Source organism: Glycomyces harbinensis (genome assembly GCF_900101745.1).
Lineage (GTDB): Bacteria > Actinomycetota > Actinomycetes > Mycobacteriales > Micromonosporaceae > Glycomyces > Glycomyces harbinensis.
This window is the reverse complement of the sequence record NZ_FNAD01000014.1, coordinates 16,455-38,000: the sequence shown is the minus strand read 5'-3', so window position 1 is coordinate 38,000 and position 21,546 is coordinate 16,455. Positions and strand designations below refer to the sequence as shown.

Sequence of the window (21,546 nt, the reverse complement as noted above, 5' to 3'; positions counted from 1 at the left end):
GGGGCCTACTCGGCGAGCTTGAGCTCGGTCAGCATGTAGATCGCGCCCATGTTCCACAGGCTGTTCCACATGGACGGGAACACCTGCGGGCCGCCTCCGGAGTCGGAGGGCCAGTTGGTCCAGACGCTGTTGTTCACCTGGGACCAGGCGCCGTTGTACCAGATCGGGATGGCCGGCATGTCCACCAGCGCGTGCCGCTGGAGTTCGGAGAGGATCTCCTGGTAGCGGGGGTCCTCGGCGGGTGTCGCGGCGAGTTCCTCGGTGAGGGTCCACGCGGCCTCGTTGGTCCAGCGCGAGAAGTTCGCCGTGGACTGGGTGTCGATGACCGGGAGCTGGAAGAGGTACCGGTAGTGGGTCCACGGGGTGTGGCTGGTCCCGCTCCAGTTGTTGAGCATCAGCTGGAAGTCGCCGGTGGTGCGCGCGTCGTCGACGGCTCCGGCGTCGAGGAACTCCTCGGTGACGTTGATGCCCGCGGCGCGCAGGTCGGTGGCCATGCTGCGCGCGGCCTCCTCCCAGTCGGTCCAGCCGGTGGGCACGTTGAGCTTGAACGCGATCGGGTCGCCGTTCTTGGTCTCCACGAAGCCGTCGCCGTCGGCGTCCTCGTAGCCGGCCGCGGCGAGGATCGAGGCGGCCTCGGAGGTGCTGAAGCTGAAGCCGACCTCGCCGATGACGGTCTGGTCGAGGTACTTGTCCCAGATGGGAAGCAGCCCTGTGGGGTTGGCCGCGGCGACGATCCCTGAGTAGACCGAGTCGACGATCTTGCCGCTGTCGATGGCGAAGGCCATGGCGCGGCGGAACTCGGGGTCGTCGAGCGGTTCGATCGTGGTGTTGGGGATGAGCATCGCGGTGTTCGCCGAGAGCATGTACGGCGCTTCGTCGTAGTACGTGCTCAGGTCGGGGTTGGACGCGATGAGGTCCTGGATGCCCGGCAGGAAGTTGTTCGAGATGTCGAGCTCGCCCTGCGCCATGAGGTTGAGGGTGACCTCGTTGGAGGTGTTGACGATGTCGACGATGAAGGTCGGCGCCACCTCCAGGCCGAGCGCTTCGGTGGCCCACCAGTCGTCGCGCTTGACCCAGGCGAGTCGGTCCTGGTCGTAGGAGTGGATCTCGTAGGGGCCGGAGACCACGGGGTTCTCGTTGGCGCCGGTGAGGATCTCCTCTTCGGACAGTTTGGAGAGCACGTGCTCGGGCACGATCTGCTCGGCCCACAGGAAGTTGTTCCATTCCTGGTGGCGCGCTTCGGTGAAGGTGAAGGCGACCGTGAGGTCGTCCACGACTTCGACGGCCGAGAGCCAGTCCCAGATGTTGTGGTAGGGAACGGCTTCGATCTGGCCGAGCTCGGCGGTGTACTTGACGTCGTCGGCCGTCAGGTCCTCGCCGTCGGACCACTTGATGCCGGGCCGGAGCTTGAGCGTGTAGACCAGTTCCTCGGTCCATTCGCCCGACTCGGCGAGCCAGGGGGTGAGTTCGGTGGTCTGGGGGTCGAACAGGAAGAGGGTCTCGTAGCCGAGGCCGTTGAGGCCGGTGGACTCGCCGGGGTTGATGGTGTTCCAGTCCGCGGGCGGTCCCCAGGCGGTACCGGTGGAGTAGAGGGTCTGGTTGCGGGGGAACTCGTTCATCGAGAGGTCGGAGGGGTCCTCGCTCGCGTTGTCGTCGCTGCAGCCCGCGGCCCCGAGGGCCGCCGAACCTGCCGCGAGTGCGAAGAGGGTGCGCCGTTTCGTCATGGTCTGCTCAACTTTCGCCGCCGAGGGATGGCCGATGATCCGGGTTCCGATGAGCGGCACAGCGGCGGGATTCCCCTGGCACGCAGCAGGTTAACCGGGTCAGTTAAGACACTGAACCATGGGCGTATATCTATGTCAAGGGGAGCCGGAGAAAACAAGGGCCCGCGTCGCGTCCTGTCAAGCGAATATTCCGCAGGTCATGACGTCTGATCGCTTGGCGCGCAGCAGCAATGAGGTGATTTCCGAGGGGTTTCGAATCCGAAGATCACGACTCGGCCACGGTTCACGGGGGCGTCGTCCGGCGAGGCGCCGGTGGGGCGGCCGTCCGGTTACGCGGTTAAGCGCGTTCCACGGCCGCCGGCACGCACCTGGCGTGATCGGGTCGCCTACGGCCGGTTGCTACGATCGGCGTCGACCTCTTCGGCCCGGTCGAGCGCGTCGGCGGCATCGAATCGGGTGCATTCGCGCATCGGCGACAGCGCTGCATTGAGCCGATCGGATCACCGGGTGAGCATTTCGGATCAATTGCCTTCCACCCGTATTGACACGCCCGGATCCCCTTCTTAGCTTCGAATGAATAAGCGTGGATGGTTGACTCCAAAGGCGTCAGATCGCATCTTCGCTTCAGTCGAAGGAGATCAAGTCAAATGGACAGTGCAATCAGAACGATGTCACGAAGGGTCGTAGCGGTCGTCGCCGCGATCGCGGTCGCCTTCGGGGCCTTCGCCACGTTGGCCGCGAGCCCGGCTTCGGCCGACTCCCTGCCCCAGTGCGAGCCCGGCATGGCCGTCCAGAAGGACGGGACCTGCGCGTACCCGGAGTACTCCGAGGAGACGATGCGCCTCGCGGAGGAGATCTGGGCCGATCTCGAAGCGACCTACACGGAAGCGGAGATCAGCGAGACCGACGAGGTCACGACCATCAGCTTCGCCGACCGGGCGACCGGCGAGGAGTTCACGTACGAGCTGACCAAGTCGTATGCGGAGCCGCAGCCCGGTGAGTTCGGGCCGCTCTACCGGGTGACCTGGAACGGGTGGGAACTGACCCGGGCCGAGACGAGGGAGCTCGCGAGCGAGGGCCAGCAGGCCGCGATCATCTACGCGATCGCCGCGTACCTCGGCTGCAGGCCCTGCGCGATCGGGGCCCTGATCGAGGGAGCGTGGGCCTCCTACGCCGCCCGCTACTACAACCGGGGCAACTGCATCAAGATCTACTACTGGCTCACCGTCGGCGAATTGAACTGCTGACGTGAAACCTGGCCGTTGGGACTCCACCCATAAATGAGCGGCGATCGAAGCCGAATGGTGCCGCGGGACGCCCCGCGGCACCGTTCGCGCAAAGCGATCGTCGCCGTTCGGAGAAAGCCCGTGCATCGAGAATCGGAGTGTCATGAGTCGACCGCCTGCTCCATTCAAACGCTCGACCGTATTCAGCGCGATCGCCATCGAGGCGGTCGTCGTCACGGCCGCGATCCTCACCGACAGCCCCGGACTGCGTCCGCTCTACTGGATCGTGGCCGCCGGCCTTCCGGTGTTCATCGTCTACGCGCTCATCCGGAACCGCTCGGCTCGTCGCCGATCCGACGGGGCTTGACCGGCCGGAAGGCCGATAGGGCCTCGAAGGCGCGCGCCGCGGGCTCGAACCGTGAGCGGCGCCGCTACTCCCCCGACCGCTCGGGGCCGAGGAGTCGTTCGAGCAGCTGCGGGTTGCCCGGCCAGGCGTCGAGGAGGACCTCGCGGGGGACGGTGCGACCGGCGTAGCGCAACGCCAGGGCGACGACGACGATGTCGTCGAGCGGGCCGATGACCGGCAGGAACTCCGGGATGAGGTCGATGGGACTGGCGACCCAGACCGCGGCGACCAGGAGCGCGACCTTGGCGCGGCGGGGCACGCGCTCGTCGCCGCGCAGCCGTCGAACGGCGGTCACGAGATGCGGGATGAACTCGACCAGGTCGCGCAGCAGACCCGGCGGCAGGCGCCTCGCCAGGAGTACGAGGACGCCCCACAGCACGATCAGGCAGACCAGGGCGATGCCCAGGCCGATCAGCCACTGCCGCATCGCATCAGCTCCGTGCGCGTCCGGCGGCGGGGTCCGCCCGCCGCGATCGTCTCCGACGGAACGGTACGGCACGGTACCGGCGCAACGAGACATGCCCGGGCGGAGCACCATTGACCGTCGAGCCAGGTGGTGCGCGTCGAGACGTTCGACGACGGGCTCGGGCCGGTGCCGGACTGGGCGCCGGCGTCCGCCGGGCAGACCGCGCTGGTCGATTCGGCCCTCGCCTGACGGCTCCGCGGCGGCCCGCTCGCACCGGTACGAGGCTTTTGCATGGACTTCATAGACTTGCCCGCGGTGTTGCAGGCGGGTCGGTTCGTCGCGGGTGTCGGCGCGGATCCGAACATCCGGTGCTCCGGCGGTCGTCCGCCGGCGCCGGTCTCGAACAGGAGTGGGAATGGAGCTTCCGAAATCGGTGGCGGCGTGGGCGCGCAAGGTCGATCAGGCCGAGGTCGAGTGGGCGCGCGGCGCCGTCGACGGGTGGGCCCGCACCGCGGAGTTCTCGCGGCCCTTCCGGTGGGGTGAGGCCGAGGCGGCGGTGCTCGCCCGCGACTACCCGCCGCTCCCCGGTTCGCTCATGGTGCGCGTCATCGGGATCGTCGGCTGGGTCGTCGCCGCGGTACTCGCGGTGCCGACCATAGGGGCGGCGGCGGTCGGACTCGTGCTGGTCGCGATCGGCAGCGCTCAGGAGAGTGCGGGCACCGCCCGCGAATGGTTCTCGGCGGCGTCGTTCATGTTCATGATCGCGGTGGTCGCCGCCTTCACCGGCCTGAGCGTGTGGTGGCAGACGCGGCGCCGCAGTCCTCTGACGCTCGCCCTCAACGGGCTCACCGTGTTCGCCTCGGTCGCCGCGTTCGCCGTCCTCGCGGTCTCGAGCGCCTCAGCCGACGGCACATGGCTGACGCTGCTGATGCCGGCGGCGGCGCTGATCGGGGCGGTGACGCTGGTGCTGGAGCTGAGGTCCAAACCCGAAGGCCGCCCGAAGAGCCGCAAGCCGCCGCGCCGAGGGCCGCGCGGCTCGGACCGGCGTAACCGTGCGCTGAAGGCGCGCAACCGGCTGCTGGAGGTCGTCGTCCACCGCGGGCTGGTCGACCTCGACGAGGGCGACCGGATCCGGGTCGCCCAGATGCCGCTGGGGTACTGGTCCGAACTCGACGGCCTCGACGAGCGCGAGTGGCGGCGGGTGCTGGAGCGGCGCCACGTCGGATGGCGCGACTTCGACCAGTCTGACAAGATCACCGGCCGACCGTTACTGAGAGTGGGAGTTCCCGATGCCGAAAGCCGCGGCGATACAGCCCTTGGAGTGGGCGACGATCCACCCGGGGTTCGGAACGTTCGATATCGGCGAGTTGAACCGCGTCGTCCTCGATTACGCCTACATCGAACTGCACATGGCGAGCCGGTGGACCCGGCGCTCGGCGCTGGGCCGGGTGTTCGGCGGCCTGCTGTACTCCGTCGTCATCATCGGCCTGATGGCGGCGGTGACACTGGGACTCTGCCTGGTCACCGGCGTCGACGGCGTGGCGCTGGTCCCGATCGTGTACGTCGGAACGGCCTTCGGCTGCGCCGTGGTGGCCGGACTCTACGTCCCGTGGGCGCTGACGCCGTACCGGCAGTGGGACCGCACCTTGTGCGGCATCTCGGTGATGATCGCGGTCATCGCGGTGGTGTCGATCGGCTCGATCTTCGCGCGGGACTTCGAGGCGGCGCCGCGGTGGCTGCTGGCCGCCCCGTGCGCCGTCATGCTCATCGTCGCGATCGGCGCGATCGTCGGCGACTACCGGTTCCGCACCACGGTGAAGCCGCCGGCGGTCGATGTGAAGGCGCTGTCGCCCGAGGAGGTCGACGTGCTCCTCGCGGTCCGCCGACGGGTGCTGAAAAGCCTGAGGGCCAAGAGCATCGTCAGCTACAGCGACTTCAAGGTGTTCGACGCCGCCCCGCTCGACTCGACGGGGACCGGTCAACGGCCCGAAGGCCCGTAGCCGGCCAGGAAGAGGTCCACGGCGTCGGCGACCGGAGCGGCGGGCGCCGCGACGCCGTCGGCGTCGGTCAGGAGCAGCCGGTTGAGGGGCGAGCCGATCACGAGCCAGGTCAACTGGTCGGCCGCGACGAGCGGATCGGGAATCGTGAGCCGCCCCCGCTCGCCCAGGTCCTGGAGGGCCGCCGCGAGCGCGCGGATGTTGCGGTCCCAACTCTCCTCCAGGTAGCTCGCCGCCACCTCCGGGAGGCGCCGGGCCTCGGCGGTGACCAGGCGCCGCATGCCCAGCACGTCGCGGCTGAGGACGCCCATGCGCATGACCTCGGCCAGATCGATCAGGTCCGCCCGGGTGTCCTCGCCCGCCGCGAGCCGCTCCAGGTGCGGCCGCATGGCGTCGCGCCCGGCCTCCGCCCAGGCGCGGACGACCGCGGCGAACAGCGCGTCCTTGGAGGGGTGCTCGCGGTAGAGCGAGGCCTTCGAGATCTGCGCCCGTGCGGCGACCGCGTCCATGGTCGCTGCGCCGTAACCGGATTCGAGGAACACTTCGCGGGCGGCGGCGATGAGGTCGGGTCCGGTCTTGCCGGGCGGGCGGCCTCGGCGGCGGGCGGCGTTCGTCATGCCTTCATTTTAGTACTTGACGGGACTGAAAACGAGGGCTAGCGTATTTCAGTACTAGTAAGTACTGAAGGAGTCCGCCATGATCCTCGCCGTCGCGACCGCCACGATCGTCTCGTTCGTCTGGAGCGCTGCTTTGTACGCCGCACCGCCGGTCGCCGCTTACGTGGGGCGCCACAGCACGCCGCGTCCCGGCCTGCCGACGGTCGTCCAGATGGGCGCGGTCGTCGCGCGCAGTCTCGTCGCGGCGTGCCTGATCGCCGGCCTCATGCAGGCGGCCGGGTGGGACGGGGTCGGCGCCGGGGCGCTGCTCGGGCTGGCGCTCGGCGTGCTCCCGACGGCCATCCTCACCGGCGCCGTCGTGCACGAGGGCACCCCCGTCGCGCTCGCCGCGATCCACGCGCTCGACTGGGTCGTGAAACTGGCCGTGATCGGCGCGCTCGTCGGCCTGCTCGCCTAAGCTGCGTCAATCGAAGGAGGCGCCATGCCCGCAGGACCGCTCGACATCCAGTTCAGCTCCACCCTCGGCAAAGTCCGGCCCGGAGACACCTGGACCTGTGTCCAACTGCCCGACTCGGCCGCGGTGTTCGGCACCCGAGGCCTGGTCAAAGTGGAGGGCACCATCGACGGCGTCCCGTTCCGGGGCGCGTTCATGGCCCTGGGCGACGGGACCCACAAGCTCCCCGTCACGGCCGCGATCCGCAAGCGGATCGGCAAGGGCGACGGCGACGAGGTCGACGTGCACCTCACGCAGCGCCTGAACTGACCAGCGCGGTCGCCGCGCTGAAGGGGTGTCCGGGACACGGCTGCGAGCCGTGCCCCGGATCGTGTGCTATCCGATGGCGGGGTAGGCGGAGACGCCGCTGTTCGGGTCCTGGGCGATGCCGACGTACTCGTTGAGCACCCACGGGGCGATCCCGGGCGCGGTCTCGGCGTCCTCACCGGTGAGCGCGTCGAGGACGACCGGGCCGTTCTCGGTGGTGCCGTAGACGGCACCGTGCCAGACGGCGGTGATCCCGACGCCGGCGCGGTCCGCGGACGGCTCGCGCTGCCACAGGAACTCGCCGGTCTCGCTGTTCACGGCCCCGAGCCAGCCCCAGGTGTCGGTGCAGACCAGGGTCGTCTGCCCGTCGAACCGGCACATCCCCGAGTCGCGCTCCTCGGCTTCCAGGCTCGTCACCGCGCCGGTCGCGGCCTCGACCAGGAAGAGGCCGCCGTCGATCCGGTCCCAGCCGCCGAAGCCGAACACGTACTTCGATCCGGCCGGGCGCAGGTCGATGTAGCCGAACTCCGGGTCGTCCCACTTGACCGTGCCGTCCGCGATCGCGAGACCGCTGTGGTGCCGGTTGAGCTCGTCGTCGCCGGGGATGCCGACCACGGTGTCGCCCGAGACCGCCTGGGTCGCGAAGGCGCTCTCCCACGCCACGGCCTGCGCGTTCAGGTCCACTGCGACGGTGTACGACCCGTAGATCTCGAGGTCGACCACGACGATGCCGCCGGTCTCGCCCTTGACCACGGCGTTGTCGTAGCGGCCGTCGACGTCGCCCTCGCCGATCGGCAGTTCGTGCACCACGCTGAACACCTGCTCGCCGGTGGCCGGGTCCACTGCGATCACTTCGAGGCTCTGGTGCGCCACCGCGGTGCCCACGGCTTCGCCCGTGGTCAGGAACGGCACCACCACGAGGTCCTTGCCGTCGAGGTTCACGACGATCGGGGCCTCGATCGGGTTGTCGCCCGCGAACACGACGGTCGCCGGGTCCATCGGGGTGCCGGACTGGGGGACGATCGCGGGCAGGACCTCGGCGTTGCGGGTGTCGACGATCTGGAGCTGGTTCGCCGAGGCGATGAACGCCTTCGTACCGGAGAGGACCACTGGAAGCGGCTGGACGGCGTTGCCGGCCAGGTTGATGTTGCCGGCACCGGCCTCCGGGGGGAGCGGGACGCCGGCTCCGGTGTCGAACTGCATGGGCGGGTCGAACGCTTCGGCGTCGATCGCCTGCTCGGCCGCCTCGGAGGAGGTCGGGGCCTCCTCCGAGGGCTCGTCGATGGTGCCGGCGGCCTCGCCGCACGCCGCGCTCAGGAGCAGTCCGGAGGCGCCGAGGCAGCACAGTAGTGCTCTGATTCTCATGGTGGTGTCATTCGCTTTCCTGCCGGGCACTGACGAAGAAACTTGCCCAGTGTAGGGACGGGTCGCCACCCGCCCGCCGGCCCGAGACCGCTCCGTCGCGGCGGAGGCGAGAATCGTGGCCCGGGAGCCGGGGGGAAGAGCGCCGGAGGCCGGCGAACACCGGCGCGGTCCTGCTCGATCACGGTCCTCCCCCGGCCTGCGCCTTGCCGATACCGACAATATGGGCGAGTCGGGAACCGTAGTCGCGCCGGGCACGTCTCAGGCGCATGTTGAAATTCTCCTTGCTCGCCGCGACCGTCCTTCTGCTCAGCGCCTGCGGGCAGCAGCCGGACGAAAGCGCGGCCGCCGACTCACCCCCGACCATGCCCGAGATGACGTTGTCCGTCACCGAGTACGACGACGGCCTGGAGGTCGTCATGGAGGCGACGGTCGAGGTCGCCTCGGACGGTTCGTGGCAGCGCACCGGCACCGAGACGGATGCGGGGGTGCTGACCGAGGAGCAGGTCCGGCGCATCGACGAGTTGGTCGACGCCCCCGACTTTCCCGTGGACCCCGACAACGACATGGCCGGGACGACGGTCGTGCCGGATTACCTCTGGTCGCTGACCACTGGGGACGACCAGGTGTCCAACGGCAACGGAGGATTCGTCGGCAGCGACCCGGCCGGCGAGATCGCCGGCATCATCATCGAGGCCGCCGACGTCGGCCCCACGCTGGAGGACGAGTAGCGGCTCAGGCGTCCCGCTTGAACCTCGCCGGCACCGGCGCGCCCATCGCGGCGTAGATCTCCTCGACTTCGCGCCAGTGCCGGCGGGCCGCCGCGGCATCGCCTTCGTGCCGCGCGGCCGATCCCAGGACCCAGAGCGACCACGACTCGCCCGTGCGGTGGCCGGAGGTCCGGTGCCGGTCGAGGGCCTGTCCGGCGAGCTCGCGGGCCTCGCCCGCCGCGCCCCGGCGGAGCCGCACTTCGGCCAGGAGATTGAGCGCCGTGCCCTCGCTGGTCCGGTATCCGTACTCCCTCGCCAGTCCGAGCAGCGATCGCGCGTCCGCCTCGGCGGCGTCGACCTCGTCGAGCCCGATCCTGCCGATGGCACGCTCGATGAGGGCGTTGATCCTGACGCCCGTCAGTTCGTCGTTCATCACGCGCAGCGCCTGCGCGGCGGCGGCCACCGCCCCCTCGTGGCGTTCGAGCCGGTTGAGGGCCACGGCGACCGCGGTCAGCCCGATCGCCTTGCTCATCCTGTCGCCCCGCAGGTCCGCCTGGCCGACGACCATGTCCGCGTAGACCAGCGCGTCGTCGTGGTTCCCCTTGGCGGTGTGGAGCTGCGAGAGGTATTCGGCCGTATCGGAGCTGAGTTCCCGTTCTCCCGCGTTCATGTCGATCTTCATGACCCGGTCCAGGTACGCCTCAGCCGCCTCCACCGAGCCCTGGCGGATCGACACCGAGGCGAGCCGCCGCAGGTGCGACGCCTGCAGGGCGGCGTCGTCGGTGCCCTCGGCCAACTCGAGCGCTTCCGCGAGCAGCCGCGCCTCGATCCGCAGGCTCCCCATGTCGCCGTGGACGACTGCCAGCGCCCCGAGGTTGACGCTGACGGCGCGCGTCCTGCCGAGGGCGCGGTTCATGGCGAGCGCCATCTCGCCGTGTTCGATCGCGGTCCGCAGTCGTCCGAGGTTCCAGCAGGCGAGGGTCAGGTCGTGGTGCGCCGACGCGAGTCCGGCGTCCCAGCCGACCAGGTGCGTCCGCTCGATGGCGCGTTCGGCGTGGCGGACCACGTCGGTGAAGTCGCGGGCTTTGATGTACGCGGTGGACATGCAGAGTTCGGCCACCGCCTCGCCGGGGAGGCTCGCTTCCGCCAACGCGCCGTTCAGCGCCGACCGTCCGAGCGCGAGGAAGTCCGCGGCGCTCATCTCCATCCAGCCGTGGGCGCGGAGCGTGTCGGCGAGTCCCCAGGCCACTGAGCCGAAACCGTTCTCGCCGGCGTACCGCGCGACGGCGACGAGGTTCTCCCGCTCGTCGTCGAGCCATTGCACGGCCTGTGCCTCGTCGCCGATCGACGGAGGGGCGCCGGACCTGTCGCGGGTCGAGAGCCTGGCGTAGCGCGGATACCGGATGTCGCAGGCCGCGTCGGCCGTGTCGAGGTACCAGTCGAAGAGGCGCCCGAGGGCGTCGACTCGCGCGGGATCCTCGGCTTCGACCAGGTCGTTCGCGTAGTCCCTGATGAGATCGTGGAGATAGAGCCGGCCGCGTCCGTCCCGGTTGACCATGTGCGCGTGGGCGAGCTGTTCGACCGCTCGCTCGGTCGCGGACGCGGACAGGTCCGCGAGCACGGTCGCGGCCTCGACGGCGAGGGACCGGACCGGGACGATGCCCAGGAGCCGGAGCAGGTGGCGCGCGTCGTCCGGCAGGGATTGGTAGGAGCCGTCGAAGGTGGCCTTGAGTGCGGCGTGCGGTCCGTCGCCGACGGGCACCACCAGGTGTCCTCCGGCCCGGTTCGCGGCCGCGATGCGCAGGGCCAGCGGCAGGTAGCCGCTGCTGCGGGCCAGTTCGCCCAGTTCCGGGCGGTCGGAGGACCGGGGGATACGCAGCAGGGACTTCAGCAGGCGGGTCGCCTCGTCCGGTGTCAGGGGCTCCAGGTCGAGGAGGAAGGCGCCGTGCCGTGCGATGAGGTCGCCGAGTCGGTGCCGGCTCGTCACGATCACCAGCGAGCGCGGGCCTCCCGGGAGCAGCGGGAGGACCTGCCCGGCCGTCTCGGCGTTGTCGAGGAGGATGAGCATCCGCTTTCCGGCCGTCTCGGTCCGCAGTCGGGCGGCCGCCTCGTCGGTTTCGCCGGGCACCTGGTCGCTGTCGAGGCCGAGCGACCGGAGCATCGCGGTCAGCGCCTCGATCGGTTGGAGTGCGGGGAGCGCGGAGTATCCGCGCAGGCTGAGGTACAGCTGCCCGTCGGGGTAGTCGTCCGCGATGCGGTGGGCCCAGTGCACCGCCGACGCGGTCTTGCCGACGCCCGCCATGCCCGAGATGACGACGACGGGCGAGGCCGGAATCCCTTCCTCCTCCTGGCCCAGTCGCGCCGATTCCAGTTCGCGCAGTTCGCTGTCGCGGCCGGTGAATCCGATGACGTCCGCGGGCAGTTCGCGAGGGGTGACGGCGGCGGCCTCGATCCGGGGTTCGGCGAGGGGGACCCAGGTGCCGTCGAGGCTCTCGGTCGCGACCGAGGCGAGGCGCTCGTCGTTGTGCAGGACCGCTTCGTGCACGCGCTGGAGCAGCCGCCCGGGGTCGATGCCCAGCTCCTCGCTCAGGATCTTCCGGCTCTCGCGGTACACCTGCAGCGCTTCGGCCTGCCGTCCGGAGCGGTGCAGCGCGAGCATTCGCAGGGCGATCAGCTGCTCGCGGAAGGGGTGTTCGCGGGCGAGCGCTTCGAGGTCCCCGATCACCGAGGCGTGCAGGCCCTGATCGAGCTGGATCTGGAGGAGTTCCTGGCGGGCGAGCAGCCGTTCTTCGTTGAGCCGGTCGGCTTCCGCGGCGATCAGGTCGATGTCGGACATGTCCGCGTAGGCGGGGCCTCGCCACAGCCGCACCGCCTGCGCGTAGATGACGGTCGACTTCTCGAACCTTCCCGCGCAGCGCTCCCGCCTCGCCGCGGCGGTCAGTTCGCCGAAGGCGGCGGCGTCGAGGTCGTCCGGTGTCACGCCGAGGCGGTAGCCGGCGGGCTCGAGGGTGATCCGCTGCGGATCGAGGAGGGCGCGCCGCAACCGGTGCAGGCAGACCAGGAGGGCCTTCCGTGCCTGGTCGGGCGGCAGGTCCGCCCAGAGCGCGTCGGTGAGCGCGTCGACCGGGACGGCCTGTCCGGCGCCGGCCAGCAGGGCCGCCAGGAGTTTGCGCTGCAACGGCGCGCGGAGCAGGAGCGGCTGGCCGTCCAGCGTCACCTCGATCGGACCCAGCACTCGGAATTGCAGCGTGCCCGCGCGTGCCTGCACTCGTTCACCGCCCTCGCAGAGGAGTACGTATCGCGGTCCAAGCTAGTGCAGAACTGCAGGCCGCCGTTCGATGCCGAGGACGGGGGCGAGGCGGGTGTAATCGAGCTGTAATCGGCGATCGGGATGATGATCGGGGCGGTCTCCGGGCGGTCGCGGGCGGGAGGGATTCCGATGTCTGGCAGCCATTTCCCGGTTCTCCGCCCCGTGGGCCGCGTGATCGCCGGACGGCGTCAGGTTGCCGTGGGCACGTTGTCGGGCAGGGCTCGTTCGGGGATTCGGCGGGGCTTTCCTGCCGCTGTTCTGCCGGTGTCCCGCCTCGAAACGGCCGGTTCCCCACTGCCCGAATGATCCCGGCAGCGACACATTTGCAATCAAATGCGTCAATGTGGATAAGCCGATGTGGTCATCGTGCGACCACTTCGGCTCAACCTCGAGACGCGCCCGGCCGTGCGGGCGCGTTCGCCTTCGCGGCCGAGGGCGTCTCCACTGAGGAGCAGCCGCACGAAGGACACGGCAGAGGTATTGACGTTTCTCAATCTTCTGGGAGGATGGGAGCGTGCTCACACACGGGTCGCTTCCCAAGGCCGCCAAGGCCTGCGCCTTCGCGCTGGTCGCGGTCCCGGCCGCCGCACTCGCACACCGCCTCGGCGGCGGTACCGTCTCCCTCGAAGCACTCCTGTTCGCCGCCATGCCGATCGCCGCCACCGCCCACCTGTGCGCGCAGCGCGGCCCCCGCAGGGCCGCATGGCTGTTCACCGTCTTCCTCGTGGCCCAGGCGATCCTGCACAGCCTGTTCACGATGACCGCGACCGGGCACGCCGCCCACGACCCGCGCCAGAACGCCTCGATGACGCTCCTCCACCTGGGCGCCACCGCGATCGCGGTGCTGTGGGTCGTCCGCGTCGAACCCGAGCTGCCGCGCCTGCGGGCACGGCTCGCCACCGCGCTGCTGACCGAGCCGCGGCGGGCCCTCCCGCCGATCCGATCGAGCCTGCCGCGCCCCGCCCTCCCCCAGACCCAAGTGCCGCAAGGCTTGATCGAGGCCGTCGGCGCGCTCGGCAGACGCGGCCCGCCGCGCACCGCCGCCTCCGCCACCTCCTGCGGCCCTCCCTGTGCCGCAACTCGATCGAGAAAGCCGTATTCGTCATGCACCAGAACACCGTTCACCGCGCCCTCGCGCGCACCGCCGCCGTCACCGCAGCGGCCGCCGTCGCCGTCCTCGCGGCCACCGCGCCCGCCTCCGCCCACGTCGGCATCTCCGCCGCGAACACCGTCGCCGGCACCTACACCCTGCTCACCGTCTCCGTGCCGCACGGCTGCGACGGCGAGGCGACCACCGCGATCGCCATCCAGATCCCCGAACCCCTCAACGCCGTCACCCCCTCGGTCAACCCGAACTGGGACGTCCAGAACGTCATGGTCGACCTCCCCGAACCCGTCACCGACGCACACGGCAACGAGATCACCGAACGCGTCGACCAGGTCGTCTACACCGCGAAGACCCCGCTCCCCGACGGGCTGCGCGACGCCTTCGAGCTCTCCCTGCGCCTCCCCGAGGAGACCGCCGGGCAGACCCTGCACTTCCCGGTCGTCCAGACCTGCACCGCCTCCGACCACCCCTGGATCGAGATCGCCGAAGAGGGGCAGAACCCCGACGAACTCGAGTCGCCCGCACCGTTCATCGAAGTGACCGCCGCCGACACCGCGGCCGTCGACGCCGCGGAGGAACCCGCCGACACCGAGGACGCGGCCGAGAGCGGCGACGACGGCGGCACCGACCCGGTCACCTACGTCGCGCTCGCGATCGGCATGATCGGCGCGGCCCTGGGCGCCATCGCCCTCGTGCGAGGACGCCGCGCCGCGTGAGGGCACACGCCGTACGACCGCCGGGGCGGGCCGCGCTGCTCGCCCTGGCAGTCCTCTTGTTCGCGCTCGCGCTCGCGCCCGCGAGCGCGGCCTCCGCGCACGCCGTCCTGCTGGGCACCGACCCCGCCGACGGCGCCGCCCTGAACGAGGCCCCGGCGACGGTCACGCTCAGCTTCAACGAGCCGGTCCGACCGATCGAGGACGGCACCGTCCTGGTCGACGGCACCGGCACCGAGCGGACCCTCACCGCGACGACCCGCGACGACGACGTGATCATCGAGCTGCCCGCCGACCTCGGCGAGGACCGGTACTACGTGAACTGGCGGGTCGTCTCCGCCGACGACCACCCGATCGCGGGCGTCCTGGCCTTCACCGTCGGCGATCCACCGGCCGGAGCCGCGCCGGCGCCGCCGAGCGAGCCCGAGGACACCGTCCCGTTGCCGCTCGCGGCCGCGACCGCACTCCATTACGTCGGGCTGCTCGTCTTCGCGGGACTGCTGTTCTTCCGCATCGTGATCGCCCGCGGCGCCCGGCGGGGCCGCCCCCGCCACCGCCTCCTCCGTGCGGGTGCGGCGGCCGCGATCACCGGCGCCGCGCTCGCCGTTCCCCTCGGCGCGCTCGACATCGCCGGGCTCCCGTTCGGGCGGATCACCGACACCGGTTCATGGGCCGGACTGGTCGAGCCCGCGCCGCTGATCGTCCTGGCGCTCACCGCGGTCGGCGTCCTCACGGCGTACGCGGCCTTCACCCGCGGCCCCCGGACCCGGGTCGCACTGGTCGCCGTCGCCGCCGCGGTCGCCGCACCGGTCCTGGTAGGACACTCGATGGCCTTCGGCGAGCGCTGGCTGATGATCGCCGCCGACCTCGTCCACCTCGCGACCGGCGCGATCTGGACCGGGGGCCTGGCCGGGCTGCTGATCGCACTTCGTTGGCGCGCAAGCGATGCAGCCGAGAACGCTCGGATCGTCGCCCGGTTCTCCGCCTGGGCCGGCTACGCCGTGGCGGTCCTCGGCGCCAGCGGCCTGGTCATGGCCCTGTCCATCCACCGGACCTGGGACGGCCTCTTCGCAACCGACCACGGACGCGCCCTCATCGTCAAACTCGCGCTCGTCGCCGTCGCGCTAGCGCTCGCCGCCTGGAACCGGTTCCGACTGGTCCCCGCCGTCGCGGACGCCGGGGCCCGGCGGGCGGGTCTCGCCCGGCTACGGCGGATCCTCACGGTCGAGGCCGCGGTCGTCACGGCCGTCGCCGTCCTCACCGGACTGCTGGTCAACCTCAGTCCGGCCGTGGAGAAGCCGCCGCCGGCGGCGGTGCTTCCGCTCGGCGGGGTGACCAGCGTGCACGAAGAACTCGGCGACGGCGGCATCGAAGCACACCTCACCCCGGGCCTGATGGGAGAGAACACCGTCATGCTGACCTTGACCGACGCCGAAGGGCTTCCGTTCCAGCCGCTCGAAGCGCCGACCGTCTCGGCGTTCCTCCCCGAGGACGACTTCGGCCCCGTCAACGCGCAGGTCCACGACCTCGAGCTCGGCAAGTACCACTGCGTCGTCGACCTGCCGCTGGCCGGTGAGTGGGAGCTCACCGTCCAGACCCGACTCTCCGAGTTCGAGTCCGTGACCACGACGATGACCGTCGAGGTGGGGTGACAGCGCCTCCGGAACGTCATCGCTTTGGCGCACGTGCCCGCACCCGGTTCGTCGCTGAACTTTCCATGGAAGTACCGAAACTTAAGGCCTCTGAGCGATGGATGCAGCCCGATTTCTCGTCAAGCCGCGCGGCTAGGCGGCGAGGTATCGCCGGATATTGATCTATTTACATGTGACGACTCGGCCGGATACCCTGTGGACAGCGCTCTAAGTTTCGAAGCGAGCGCCGAAATCTTTCCAGACGCTCGGGTCCCGAGCGGCGAGCCGAGCGCGCGCGAGCGCGGTCAGAGAGGTCTCTCATGAGCACACCGAATCGAAGTCCGCGCCGACTCGCAACCCTGGCGATCACGCTGGCGTCCGCCTTCCTGGCGGCCACGCTGAGCGCCGTCGCCGACCCGTCGCCCTCCCCGGTACAGGCCGACAACCCGATCGTCCAGACCATCTACACCGCCGACCCCGCGCCGCTGGTCCACAACGGCCGCGTCTACCTCTACACCGGGCACGACGAGGACGGCTCGACCTGGTTCACCATGAAGGAGTGGCGGGTCTGGTCCTCCGACGACATGGTCAACTGGACCGACCACGGCTCGCCGCTGAACATCGACACGTTCAGCTGGGCGCGCCAGGACGCCTGGGCGGGCCAGGCGGTCGAACGCAACGGCAAGTTCTACTGGTACGTCCCGGTCATCAACGACGCCACCGGAAGGAACGCCATCGGCGTGGCCGTCGCCGACAGCCCCACCGGACCGTTCCGCGACGCCATCGGGCGCCCGCTGATCGACAACGCCGAGATCGACCCCACCGTCTTCATCGACACCGACGGGCAGGCCTATCTGTACTGGGGCAACCCGAACCTGTGGTACGTGAAGCTCAACGCCGACATGACCTCGTACTCGGGCTCGCCCGCCAAGATCCCCCTCACCACCCAGGGCTTCGGCACGCGTCCCGGCGGGACGGACCGGCCGACGCTCTACGAGGAGGGGCCGTGGGTCTACAAGCGCGGTTCCCTGTACTACAACGTGTTCGCGGCGCAGTGCTGCTCTGAGTTCATCGCCTACTCCACGGCGCCCGGGCCGACCGGGCCCTGGACCTATCGGGGGACGGTGATGCCCGCGCAGGGCTCGAGCTTCACCAACCACGCCGGGGTGATCGACTTCAAGGGCGGCTCGTACTTCTTCTACCACAACGGGGCCCTGCCGGGAGGCGGCGGCTTCACGCGCTCCGTCGCCGTCGAGAAGTTCACCTACAACGCCGACGGCACGATCCCGACGATCAACATGACCACCGGCGGGGCGCCGCAGGTCGGCAGCCTCAACCCGTATGTGCGCCAAGAGGCCGAGACGATCGCCTGGGGCACGGGCGTGGAGACCGAGCCCGCGAGCGGGGGCGGCATGAACGTCGGATGGATCGAGAACGGCGACTCGATCAAGGTCGAGGGCGCCGCCTTCGGCACCGGCGCGTCGTCGTTCACCGCACGGGTCGCCTCGGCCACCGCCGGCGGCACGATCGAACTCCGGCTCGACGGGCCCAACGGCACGCGGGTCGGGACGTGCAGCGTCTCGGGCACCGGCGGCTGGCAGAACTGGGCGAACGTCACCTGCCCCGTGAGCGGCGCGACCGGGAACCACGACCTGTACCTGAAGTTCACCGGCGGCAGCGGCTACCTGTACAACGTGGACTGGTGGCAGTTCACCGCCTGACGGCGCAGCGGAACGGGCCTCCTGCGAGGGAGGCCCGTTCACTCATGCCCGGCGCCGCGGGCGCGCCGGTTCGGCGGTCAGCTCAGGGCCCACTTCTGGACCGTCGAGCCGTTGCAGCTCGAGAGGACCACGCCGGTGCCGTTGGCGGTGCCGCCGTTGGTAGTCGCCAGGCACAGGCCCGACTGGGCGCCGGTGATGGTGCCGTCGGCGTTGACGTTCCAGCGCTGGTTCGCCCCGGTGTGGCAGTCCCAGATGATGATCCGGGTCCCGGCCGTGGTCCCGGCGCCCTCCGCGTCGAGGCACTTGCCGCCGTAGACGGAGAGCTGCCCGGAGGCCGTCCGGGTCCACTGCTGGTTCGAGCCGGTGTGGCAGTCCCACAGCTGCACCAGGGCGCCGTTCGACTGCGACTGCGCCGCGACGTCCAGGCAGCGGTTCGCACTGGAGTTGCGCACCTGGTCGGTCTCGGCGGGCGGGGTGGAGCCGAACTGGCTGATGAACTGCCAGACCTCGCCCTTCACCCAGCTGTTCCTGCCGCTCTCGCAGCCGGTGCAGCCGTCCACGGGACCCTGCTGGTGGCCGCCGTCGAACGCGGCCCACACGACCGGGAACCCGGCCCGGCAGCCCGAGTACGCGGTGGTGATGTGCCTGCCGCTGCCCGCCGCGGGTTCCTGCGGATTCTGCGACGTGCACCCGTTGTTGGCGACGAAGCGGTCGCGCATCGACCGCGCCTGGGCCATGCTGTCGGTGACGCCCTGGACGCCCATGTACGCGGTGTCCCCGCTGCCGCCGGTGCAGCCGCTGACCGGTCCCGGGACAGCGATGGCGATGACCGCGCGGAAGGTGTCGGGCCGGGCGCACGCGAGCGCGTAGCTCATCGCCCCGCCGTAGCTGAAGCCCAGGGAGAACCGCTGCGACTCGTCGACGCAGAGGGCGCCCTCGATCACCCGGATCATGTCGTCGAAGAAGACGACGTCCTGGCCGTTGGAGTTGGCCCAGGCGTTGTTGAGGCCCTGCGGCGCGACGAAGATCGCCGAGCCGTTCGAGAGCGCGTCGAGTCCGTAGTGGGCGTAGACGGCACCGTCGGTGCCGCCGGAGGCGACGTCGTTGGCGGTACCGCCCCACCAGTGGTTGCCGAAGATCAGCTTGTGCTGGCGATTCGCGTCGTAGCCGGCGGGGACCTTGAGGATGAAGCTGCGGTTCTGGCCGCTGCTCTGGATGGTGTGGGTGCCGCTGTTGAGCGTCGGGGCCTTGCCGCAGCCGGAGCTGGCCGCGGCGGCCACGTCGGCGGCGGGCGCCGCGGGTACGTCGGCGGCCTGGGCCGTCGCGCCTCCCGCCACCGCCAGCAGCACCGCGGCCGCGAGGCAGGTGAACACGGATCTGAATCTCGACATCAGGGGAAACTCCTTGGGGTCAGGCACATCGAAGACTGCGCTGTGGACCGGCAACGCATGAGAGGTCCAATGAGGAGACGCGGTTCGCCGACCGACTGGGATCGCTCCCAGATCAGGTCGAATCGGATCGTGCGATGCCTTGAATATTGACGCTAGTCTATATAGATTGGATGTATGCAGTCAACACCAGAGCAATTTAAGATATTTGCCGCCGAATGTCCGTGTCCCGCAAGGGCAGACATCAGATCTTTGCGCCCTCGATTCAGCGCGCGAGCCGGTTCGCATCGCCGTTCGCGCTGCGGCGCACGAGCCATGCGTCCGTGATGTGGGCGAACATCGCCTCGGCCGCGCCGTCGGGATCGCGGGCGGCGATGCGCTCGAAGATGCGGCGGTGGCCGCGGTTGGAGGCCACGCAGAGGGAGCGCTCCGTCCGGCCCATGTAGCTGGCGGTGTTGATGACCTGGCTCTCCAGCGAGCGCACGACGGCCCGCGCGATGCGGTTGCCCGAGGCCCGCATGACGGTGTCGTGGAAGGCCCGGTCGTGCTCGTGATAGGACGCGGGGTCGTCCACGAGCTCGTCCATGCTGTCGACGAGCGCTCCGAGCCTCCCGAGGGCGTCCTGATCGGCGACGCGGGCGGCCACGTTGGCCATGTCGGACTCGAGCAGGCGCCGGGTGACCACGAGGTCGTCGAGGATGCCCAGGGTCTCGTCCTCGTCGATGGTCGCGGCGAGCACGAGTTCGTCCAGCATGTTCCACGAGGTCGACGGCAGCACGGTGGTGCCCGAGCCCTGGCGGATCTGCACCAGCCCCTTCTCCTGCAGGACCTTCACGGCCTCGCGGATCACGGTGCGGCTCACCGAGAACGCCGCGCACAGGGCGTGCTCCGCCGGCAGCACGGAGTCGGGCGGGTAGTCGCCGCGGACGATGCGCTGCACCAGCTCCGCGGTGACCGCCCTGCCCAGGCTGGCCGGGCGCCGGGCCCACGCCGGATGGGCCGGTCCGCTCGCGGCCGGTTCCTGCAATGCCGTCATCTGCCCTCCGCCTGCCGCACTGATCGCGCTCAGTATACGTCACTCCATTGACGTCATACGTCATACAAGTTATGTTTGCAGGCGACCCTGCGAGCCGGCCCCCACGGCCCACCCCCCACGGAGAGTGATCTGCAATGAAGCGACGAGCACTGTGGTCGACCGCCCTCATCGCGCCCTTGGCGCTGTACGGATGCGGCAGCGCCGCGGGACCGGAATCCTCCGAAGGCGGCGGCGACGGCACCCTCGTGGTCTGGGACTGGAAGTCCGCGGACGCGACCGCCGAGTCCTACATCGAAGAGGCGAAGGCCGACTTCGCCGAGAAGCACCCCGACGTCGAGGTCGAGTTCGTGGCCCAGCCGTTCGACCAGTACTACAACCTGCTCGGCACCGCGATCCAGTCCGGCGAGGGCCCCGACGTCATGCTCTTCAACGGCGGCGGCCAGCTGCGCGACCGAGCCGACGCCCTGCTGCCGCTGGAGGACTACCTCGCCGAGGACATGGAGCGCCTGGCCGGGTGGGAGGCCTTCTCCGCCGACGGCCACGTCTACGCCGCGCCGGTCACCTTGCAGGGCCACCCGATCTACTACAACAAGGCGCTGTACGAGGAGGCCGGCCTCGACCCCGAGGCGCCCGCCGCGACCTGGGGCGACTTCCTCGCCGACTGCGAAACGATCACCGAGGCCACCGGCGCGAAGTGCTTCGCGATGGGCAACAAGGAGGGCTACGGCATCCAGTTCTTCCTCTCGGGGCTGGGCTCGGGCGTGCTCACCGCCCAGGAGTACGACGACTGGATCGCCGGGAACCGCGACTGGAACTCCCCCGGGGTGAAGCGGATCTTCGAGCTGTGGGTCGAGGCCGACCAGGCCGGGCTCAACAACGACGGCGTCAACTCCACCGCGATGTTCAACGACGAGTTCGCGATCTTCGACGCCGGAGAGGCCGCCCACGTCATCGGCCTGATGTCGGACATCGGCCACTGGAAGGAGTTCGGCGAGTTCATCGGCGCCGAGAACGTCGGCGTCATGCCCGCGCCGCTGGTGAATCCCGAGGCCGCACCGAACCTGCCCTTCGACGGCGGCATCGGGTACGGCGTGGCGGAGTGGACCGGCGACCCCGAACTCGCGGCCGACCTCGTCAGGTCCCTCACCTCGACCGCCGCCCTGGAGGCGTTCTACGCCGACGCCGGGGCGATCGCCGCCGACACCACGATCGACGCCTCGACCGCCGGCCCGGCGACCGCCGACATCGTCGCGCAGATCCCGACCGGGCGGCCCGCGCTCCACGTGGCCCTCTCCGCCGAGACCCTGGAGCTCATGGGGCGCCTGTCGCAGGAGCTGCTGAGCGGATCGGTCACCGTGGACGACGCGCTCGACCAGCTCGCCGAGAGCGACCAGGCGGGCTAGGCCGTGCTCGAGAAAGAGACCGGCAGTC

Annotated in this window: 18 protein-coding genes; 10 read left to right on the top strand and 8 right to left on the bottom strand. The window is 70.1% G+C overall.

Annotated elements, in window-relative coordinates:
• Positions 1–5 precede the first annotated feature (5 nt).
• Positions 6–1,724, bottom strand: coding sequence for an ABC transporter substrate-binding protein (locus BLQ63_RS20080; RefSeq protein ID WP_091039425.1), 1,719 nt, complete (start codon positions 1,722–1,724; stop codon positions 6–8).
• A gap of 668 nt (positions 1,725–2,392) precedes the next feature.
• Between BLQ63_RS20080 and BLQ63_RS20075 the strand changes: the two genes are divergently transcribed.
• Both BLQ63_RS20075 and BLQ63_RS20070 read left to right on the top strand, forming a co-directional pair.
• Positions 2,393–2,971: a hypothetical protein gene (locus BLQ63_RS20075; RefSeq protein WP_091039295.1), complete on the top strand. Its 579-nt coding sequence runs from the start codon at positions 2,393–2,395 to the stop codon at positions 2,969–2,971.
• A gap of 142 nt (positions 2,972–3,113) precedes the next feature.
• Complete coding sequence (locus tag BLQ63_RS20070; RefSeq protein WP_091039293.1) at positions 3,114–3,317, top strand: hypothetical protein; 204 nt, start codon at positions 3,114–3,116, stop codon at positions 3,315–3,317.
• A 64-nt stretch (positions 3,318–3,381) separates the two neighbouring features.
• Here the strand turns inward: BLQ63_RS20070 and BLQ63_RS20065 are convergent, their stop codons facing one another.
• Both BLQ63_RS20065 and BLQ63_RS20060 read right to left on the bottom strand, forming a co-directional pair.
• The gene (locus BLQ63_RS20065) at positions 3,382–3,783 is read right to left on the bottom strand and encodes a YkvA family protein (protein ID WP_091039291.1); all 402 of its coding nucleotides are present in this window, start codon (positions 3,781–3,783) and stop codon (positions 3,382–3,384) included.
• Positions 3,784–4,464: 681 nt separating this feature from the next.
• A complete protein-coding gene (locus BLQ63_RS20060; protein WP_091039289.1) occupies positions 4,465–4,746 on the bottom strand; it encodes a hypothetical protein in 282 nt (93 codons plus the stop codon).
• Positions 4,747–5,051: 305 nt separating this feature from the next.
• Between BLQ63_RS20060 and BLQ63_RS20055 the strand changes: the two genes are divergently transcribed.
• Positions 5,052–5,762: a hypothetical protein gene (locus BLQ63_RS20055; RefSeq protein ID WP_143015004.1), complete on the top strand. Its 711-nt coding sequence runs from the start codon at positions 5,052–5,054 to the stop codon at positions 5,760–5,762.
• Here the strand turns inward: BLQ63_RS20055 and BLQ63_RS20050 are convergent.
• Positions 5,741–6,376, bottom strand: a complete 636-nt coding sequence (locus BLQ63_RS20050; protein ID WP_091039284.1) for a TetR/AcrR family transcriptional regulator — start codon at positions 6,374–6,376, stop codon at positions 5,741–5,743. The genes BLQ63_RS20055 and BLQ63_RS20050 overlap by 22 nt on opposite strands.
• A 79-nt stretch (positions 6,377–6,455) precedes the next feature.
• Here BLQ63_RS20050 and BLQ63_RS20045 point away from each other — a divergent pair, with 79 nt between their 5' ends.
• Positions 6,456–6,833, top strand: a complete 378-nt coding sequence (locus BLQ63_RS20045; protein ID WP_091039281.1) for a DUF1761 family protein — start codon at positions 6,456–6,458, stop codon at positions 6,831–6,833.
• Between the two features lie 24 nt (positions 6,834–6,857).
• Positions 6,858–7,139, top strand: coding sequence for a DUF1905 domain-containing protein (locus BLQ63_RS20040; RefSeq protein ID WP_091039279.1), 282 nt, complete (start codon positions 6,858–6,860; stop codon positions 7,137–7,139).
• Positions 7,140–7,205: 66 nt separating this feature from the next.
• On the opposite strand, the gene BLQ63_RS20035 is transcribed toward BLQ63_RS20040, so the two are convergent.
• Entirely contained in the window at positions 7,206–8,501 is a 1,296-nt protein-coding gene (locus BLQ63_RS20035) for a PQQ-binding-like beta-propeller repeat protein (protein WP_091039277.1), read from the bottom strand.
• Positions 8,502–8,767: 266 nt separating this feature from the next.
• Here BLQ63_RS20035 and BLQ63_RS20030 point away from each other — a divergent pair, with 266 nt between their 5' ends.
• Positions 8,768–9,229, top strand: a complete 462-nt coding sequence (locus BLQ63_RS20030; RefSeq protein WP_143015003.1) for a hypothetical protein — start codon at positions 8,768–8,770, stop codon at positions 9,227–9,229.
• Positions 9,230–9,233: 4 nt separating this feature from the next.
• On the opposite strand, the gene BLQ63_RS20025 is transcribed toward BLQ63_RS20030, so the two are convergent.
• The gene (locus BLQ63_RS20025) at positions 9,234–12,476 is read right to left on the bottom strand and encodes an AfsR/SARP family transcriptional regulator (protein ID WP_091039272.1); all 3,243 of its coding nucleotides are present in this window, start codon (positions 12,474–12,476) and stop codon (positions 9,234–9,236) included.
• Positions 12,477–13,622: 1,146 nt separating this feature from the next.
• Here BLQ63_RS20025 and BLQ63_RS28555 point away from each other — a divergent pair.
• From BLQ63_RS28555 to BLQ63_RS20010, 3 genes are all read left to right on the top strand, one after another.
• Positions 13,623–14,342: a DUF1775 domain-containing protein gene (locus BLQ63_RS28555; protein WP_177155025.1), complete on the top strand. Its 720-nt coding sequence runs from the start codon at positions 13,623–13,625 to the stop codon at positions 14,340–14,342.
• Positions 14,339–15,991, top strand: a complete 1,653-nt coding sequence (locus BLQ63_RS20015; protein WP_091039267.1) for a copper resistance CopC/CopD family protein — start codon at positions 14,339–14,341, stop codon at positions 15,989–15,991. Before BLQ63_RS28555 ends, BLQ63_RS20015 begins: the two co-directional genes overlap by 4 nt.
• 299 nt (positions 15,992–16,290) lie before the next feature.
• Positions 16,291–17,691 (top strand): glycoside hydrolase family 43 protein, encoded by a 1,401-nt coding sequence (locus tag BLQ63_RS20010; protein ID WP_091039265.1) that lies wholly within the window; start codon positions 16,291–16,293, stop codon positions 17,689–17,691.
• 77 nt (positions 17,692–17,768) lie between these two features.
• Here BLQ63_RS20010 and BLQ63_RS20005 read toward each other — a convergent pair whose 3' ends face one another.
• Positions 17,769–19,082 carry a ricin-type beta-trefoil lectin domain protein gene (locus tag BLQ63_RS20005; RefSeq protein ID WP_091039263.1) on the bottom strand — a complete coding sequence of 438 codons (1,314 nt, stop codon included), beginning with the start codon at positions 19,080–19,082 and terminating at the stop codon, positions 17,769–17,771.
• A 262-nt stretch (positions 19,083–19,344) separates the two neighbouring features.
• Positions 19,345–20,115 (bottom strand): FadR/GntR family transcriptional regulator, encoded by a 771-nt coding sequence (locus BLQ63_RS20000; protein WP_091039261.1) that lies wholly within the window; start codon positions 20,113–20,115, stop codon positions 19,345–19,347.
• 134 nt (positions 20,116–20,249) lie between these two features.
• On the opposite strand from BLQ63_RS20000, the gene BLQ63_RS19995 reads away from it, so the two are divergent.
• Entirely contained in the window at positions 20,250–21,518 is a 1,269-nt protein-coding gene (locus BLQ63_RS19995; protein WP_091039259.1) for an ABC transporter substrate-binding protein, read from the top strand.
• Positions 21,519–21,546 lie beyond the last annotated feature (28 nt).

What these genes read in the sequence shown, in the direction of transcription:
- BLQ63_RS20080 (WP_091039425.1), bottom strand. Translation starts at nt 1,724, where the DNA reads ATGACGAAACGGCGCACCCTCTTCGCACTCGCGGCAGGTTCGGCGGCC.
- BLQ63_RS20075 (WP_091039295.1), top strand. Translation starts at nt 2,393, where the DNA reads ATGTCACGAAGGGTCGTAGCGGTCGTCGCCGCGATCGCGGTCGCCTTC.
- BLQ63_RS20070 (WP_091039293.1), top strand. Translation starts at nt 3,114, where the DNA reads ATGAGTCGACCGCCTGCTCCATTCAAACGCTCGACCGTATTCAGCGCG.
- BLQ63_RS20065 (WP_091039291.1), bottom strand. Translation starts at nt 3,783, where the DNA reads ATGCGGCAGTGGCTGATCGGCCTGGGCATCGCCCTGGTCTGCCTGATC.
- BLQ63_RS20055 (WP_143015004.1), top strand. Translation starts at nt 5,052, where the DNA reads ATGCCGAAAGCCGCGGCGATACAGCCCTTGGAGTGGGCGACGATCCAC.
- BLQ63_RS20050 (WP_091039284.1), bottom strand. Translation starts at nt 6,376, where the DNA reads ATGACGAACGCCGCCCGCCGCCGAGGCCGCCCGCCCGGCAAGACCGGA.
- BLQ63_RS20045 (WP_091039281.1), top strand. Translation starts at nt 6,456, where the DNA reads ATGATCCTCGCCGTCGCGACCGCCACGATCGTCTCGTTCGTCTGGAGC.
- BLQ63_RS20040 (WP_091039279.1), top strand. Translation starts at nt 6,858, where the DNA reads ATGCCCGCAGGACCGCTCGACATCCAGTTCAGCTCCACCCTCGGCAAA.
- BLQ63_RS20035 (WP_091039277.1), bottom strand. Translation starts at nt 8,501, where the DNA reads ATGAGAATCAGAGCACTACTGTGCTGCCTCGGCGCCTCCGGACTGCTC.
- BLQ63_RS20030 (WP_143015003.1), top strand. Translation starts at nt 8,768, where the DNA reads ATGTTGAAATTCTCCTTGCTCGCCGCGACCGTCCTTCTGCTCAGCGCC.
- BLQ63_RS28555 (WP_177155025.1), top strand. Translation starts at nt 13,623, where the DNA reads ATGCACCAGAACACCGTTCACCGCGCCCTCGCGCGCACCGCCGCCGTC.
- BLQ63_RS20010 (WP_091039265.1), top strand. Translation starts at nt 16,291, where the DNA reads ATGAGCACACCGAATCGAAGTCCGCGCCGACTCGCAACCCTGGCGATC.
- BLQ63_RS20005 (WP_091039263.1), bottom strand. Translation starts at nt 19,082, where the DNA reads ATGTCGAGATTCAGATCCGTGTTCACCTGCCTCGCGGCCGCGGTGCTG.
- BLQ63_RS20000 (WP_091039261.1), bottom strand. Translation starts at nt 20,115, where the DNA reads ATGACGGCATTGCAGGAACCGGCCGCGAGCGGACCGGCCCATCCGGCG.
- BLQ63_RS19995 (WP_091039259.1), top strand. Translation starts at nt 20,250, where the DNA reads ATGAAGCGACGAGCACTGTGGTCGACCGCCCTCATCGCGCCCTTGGCG.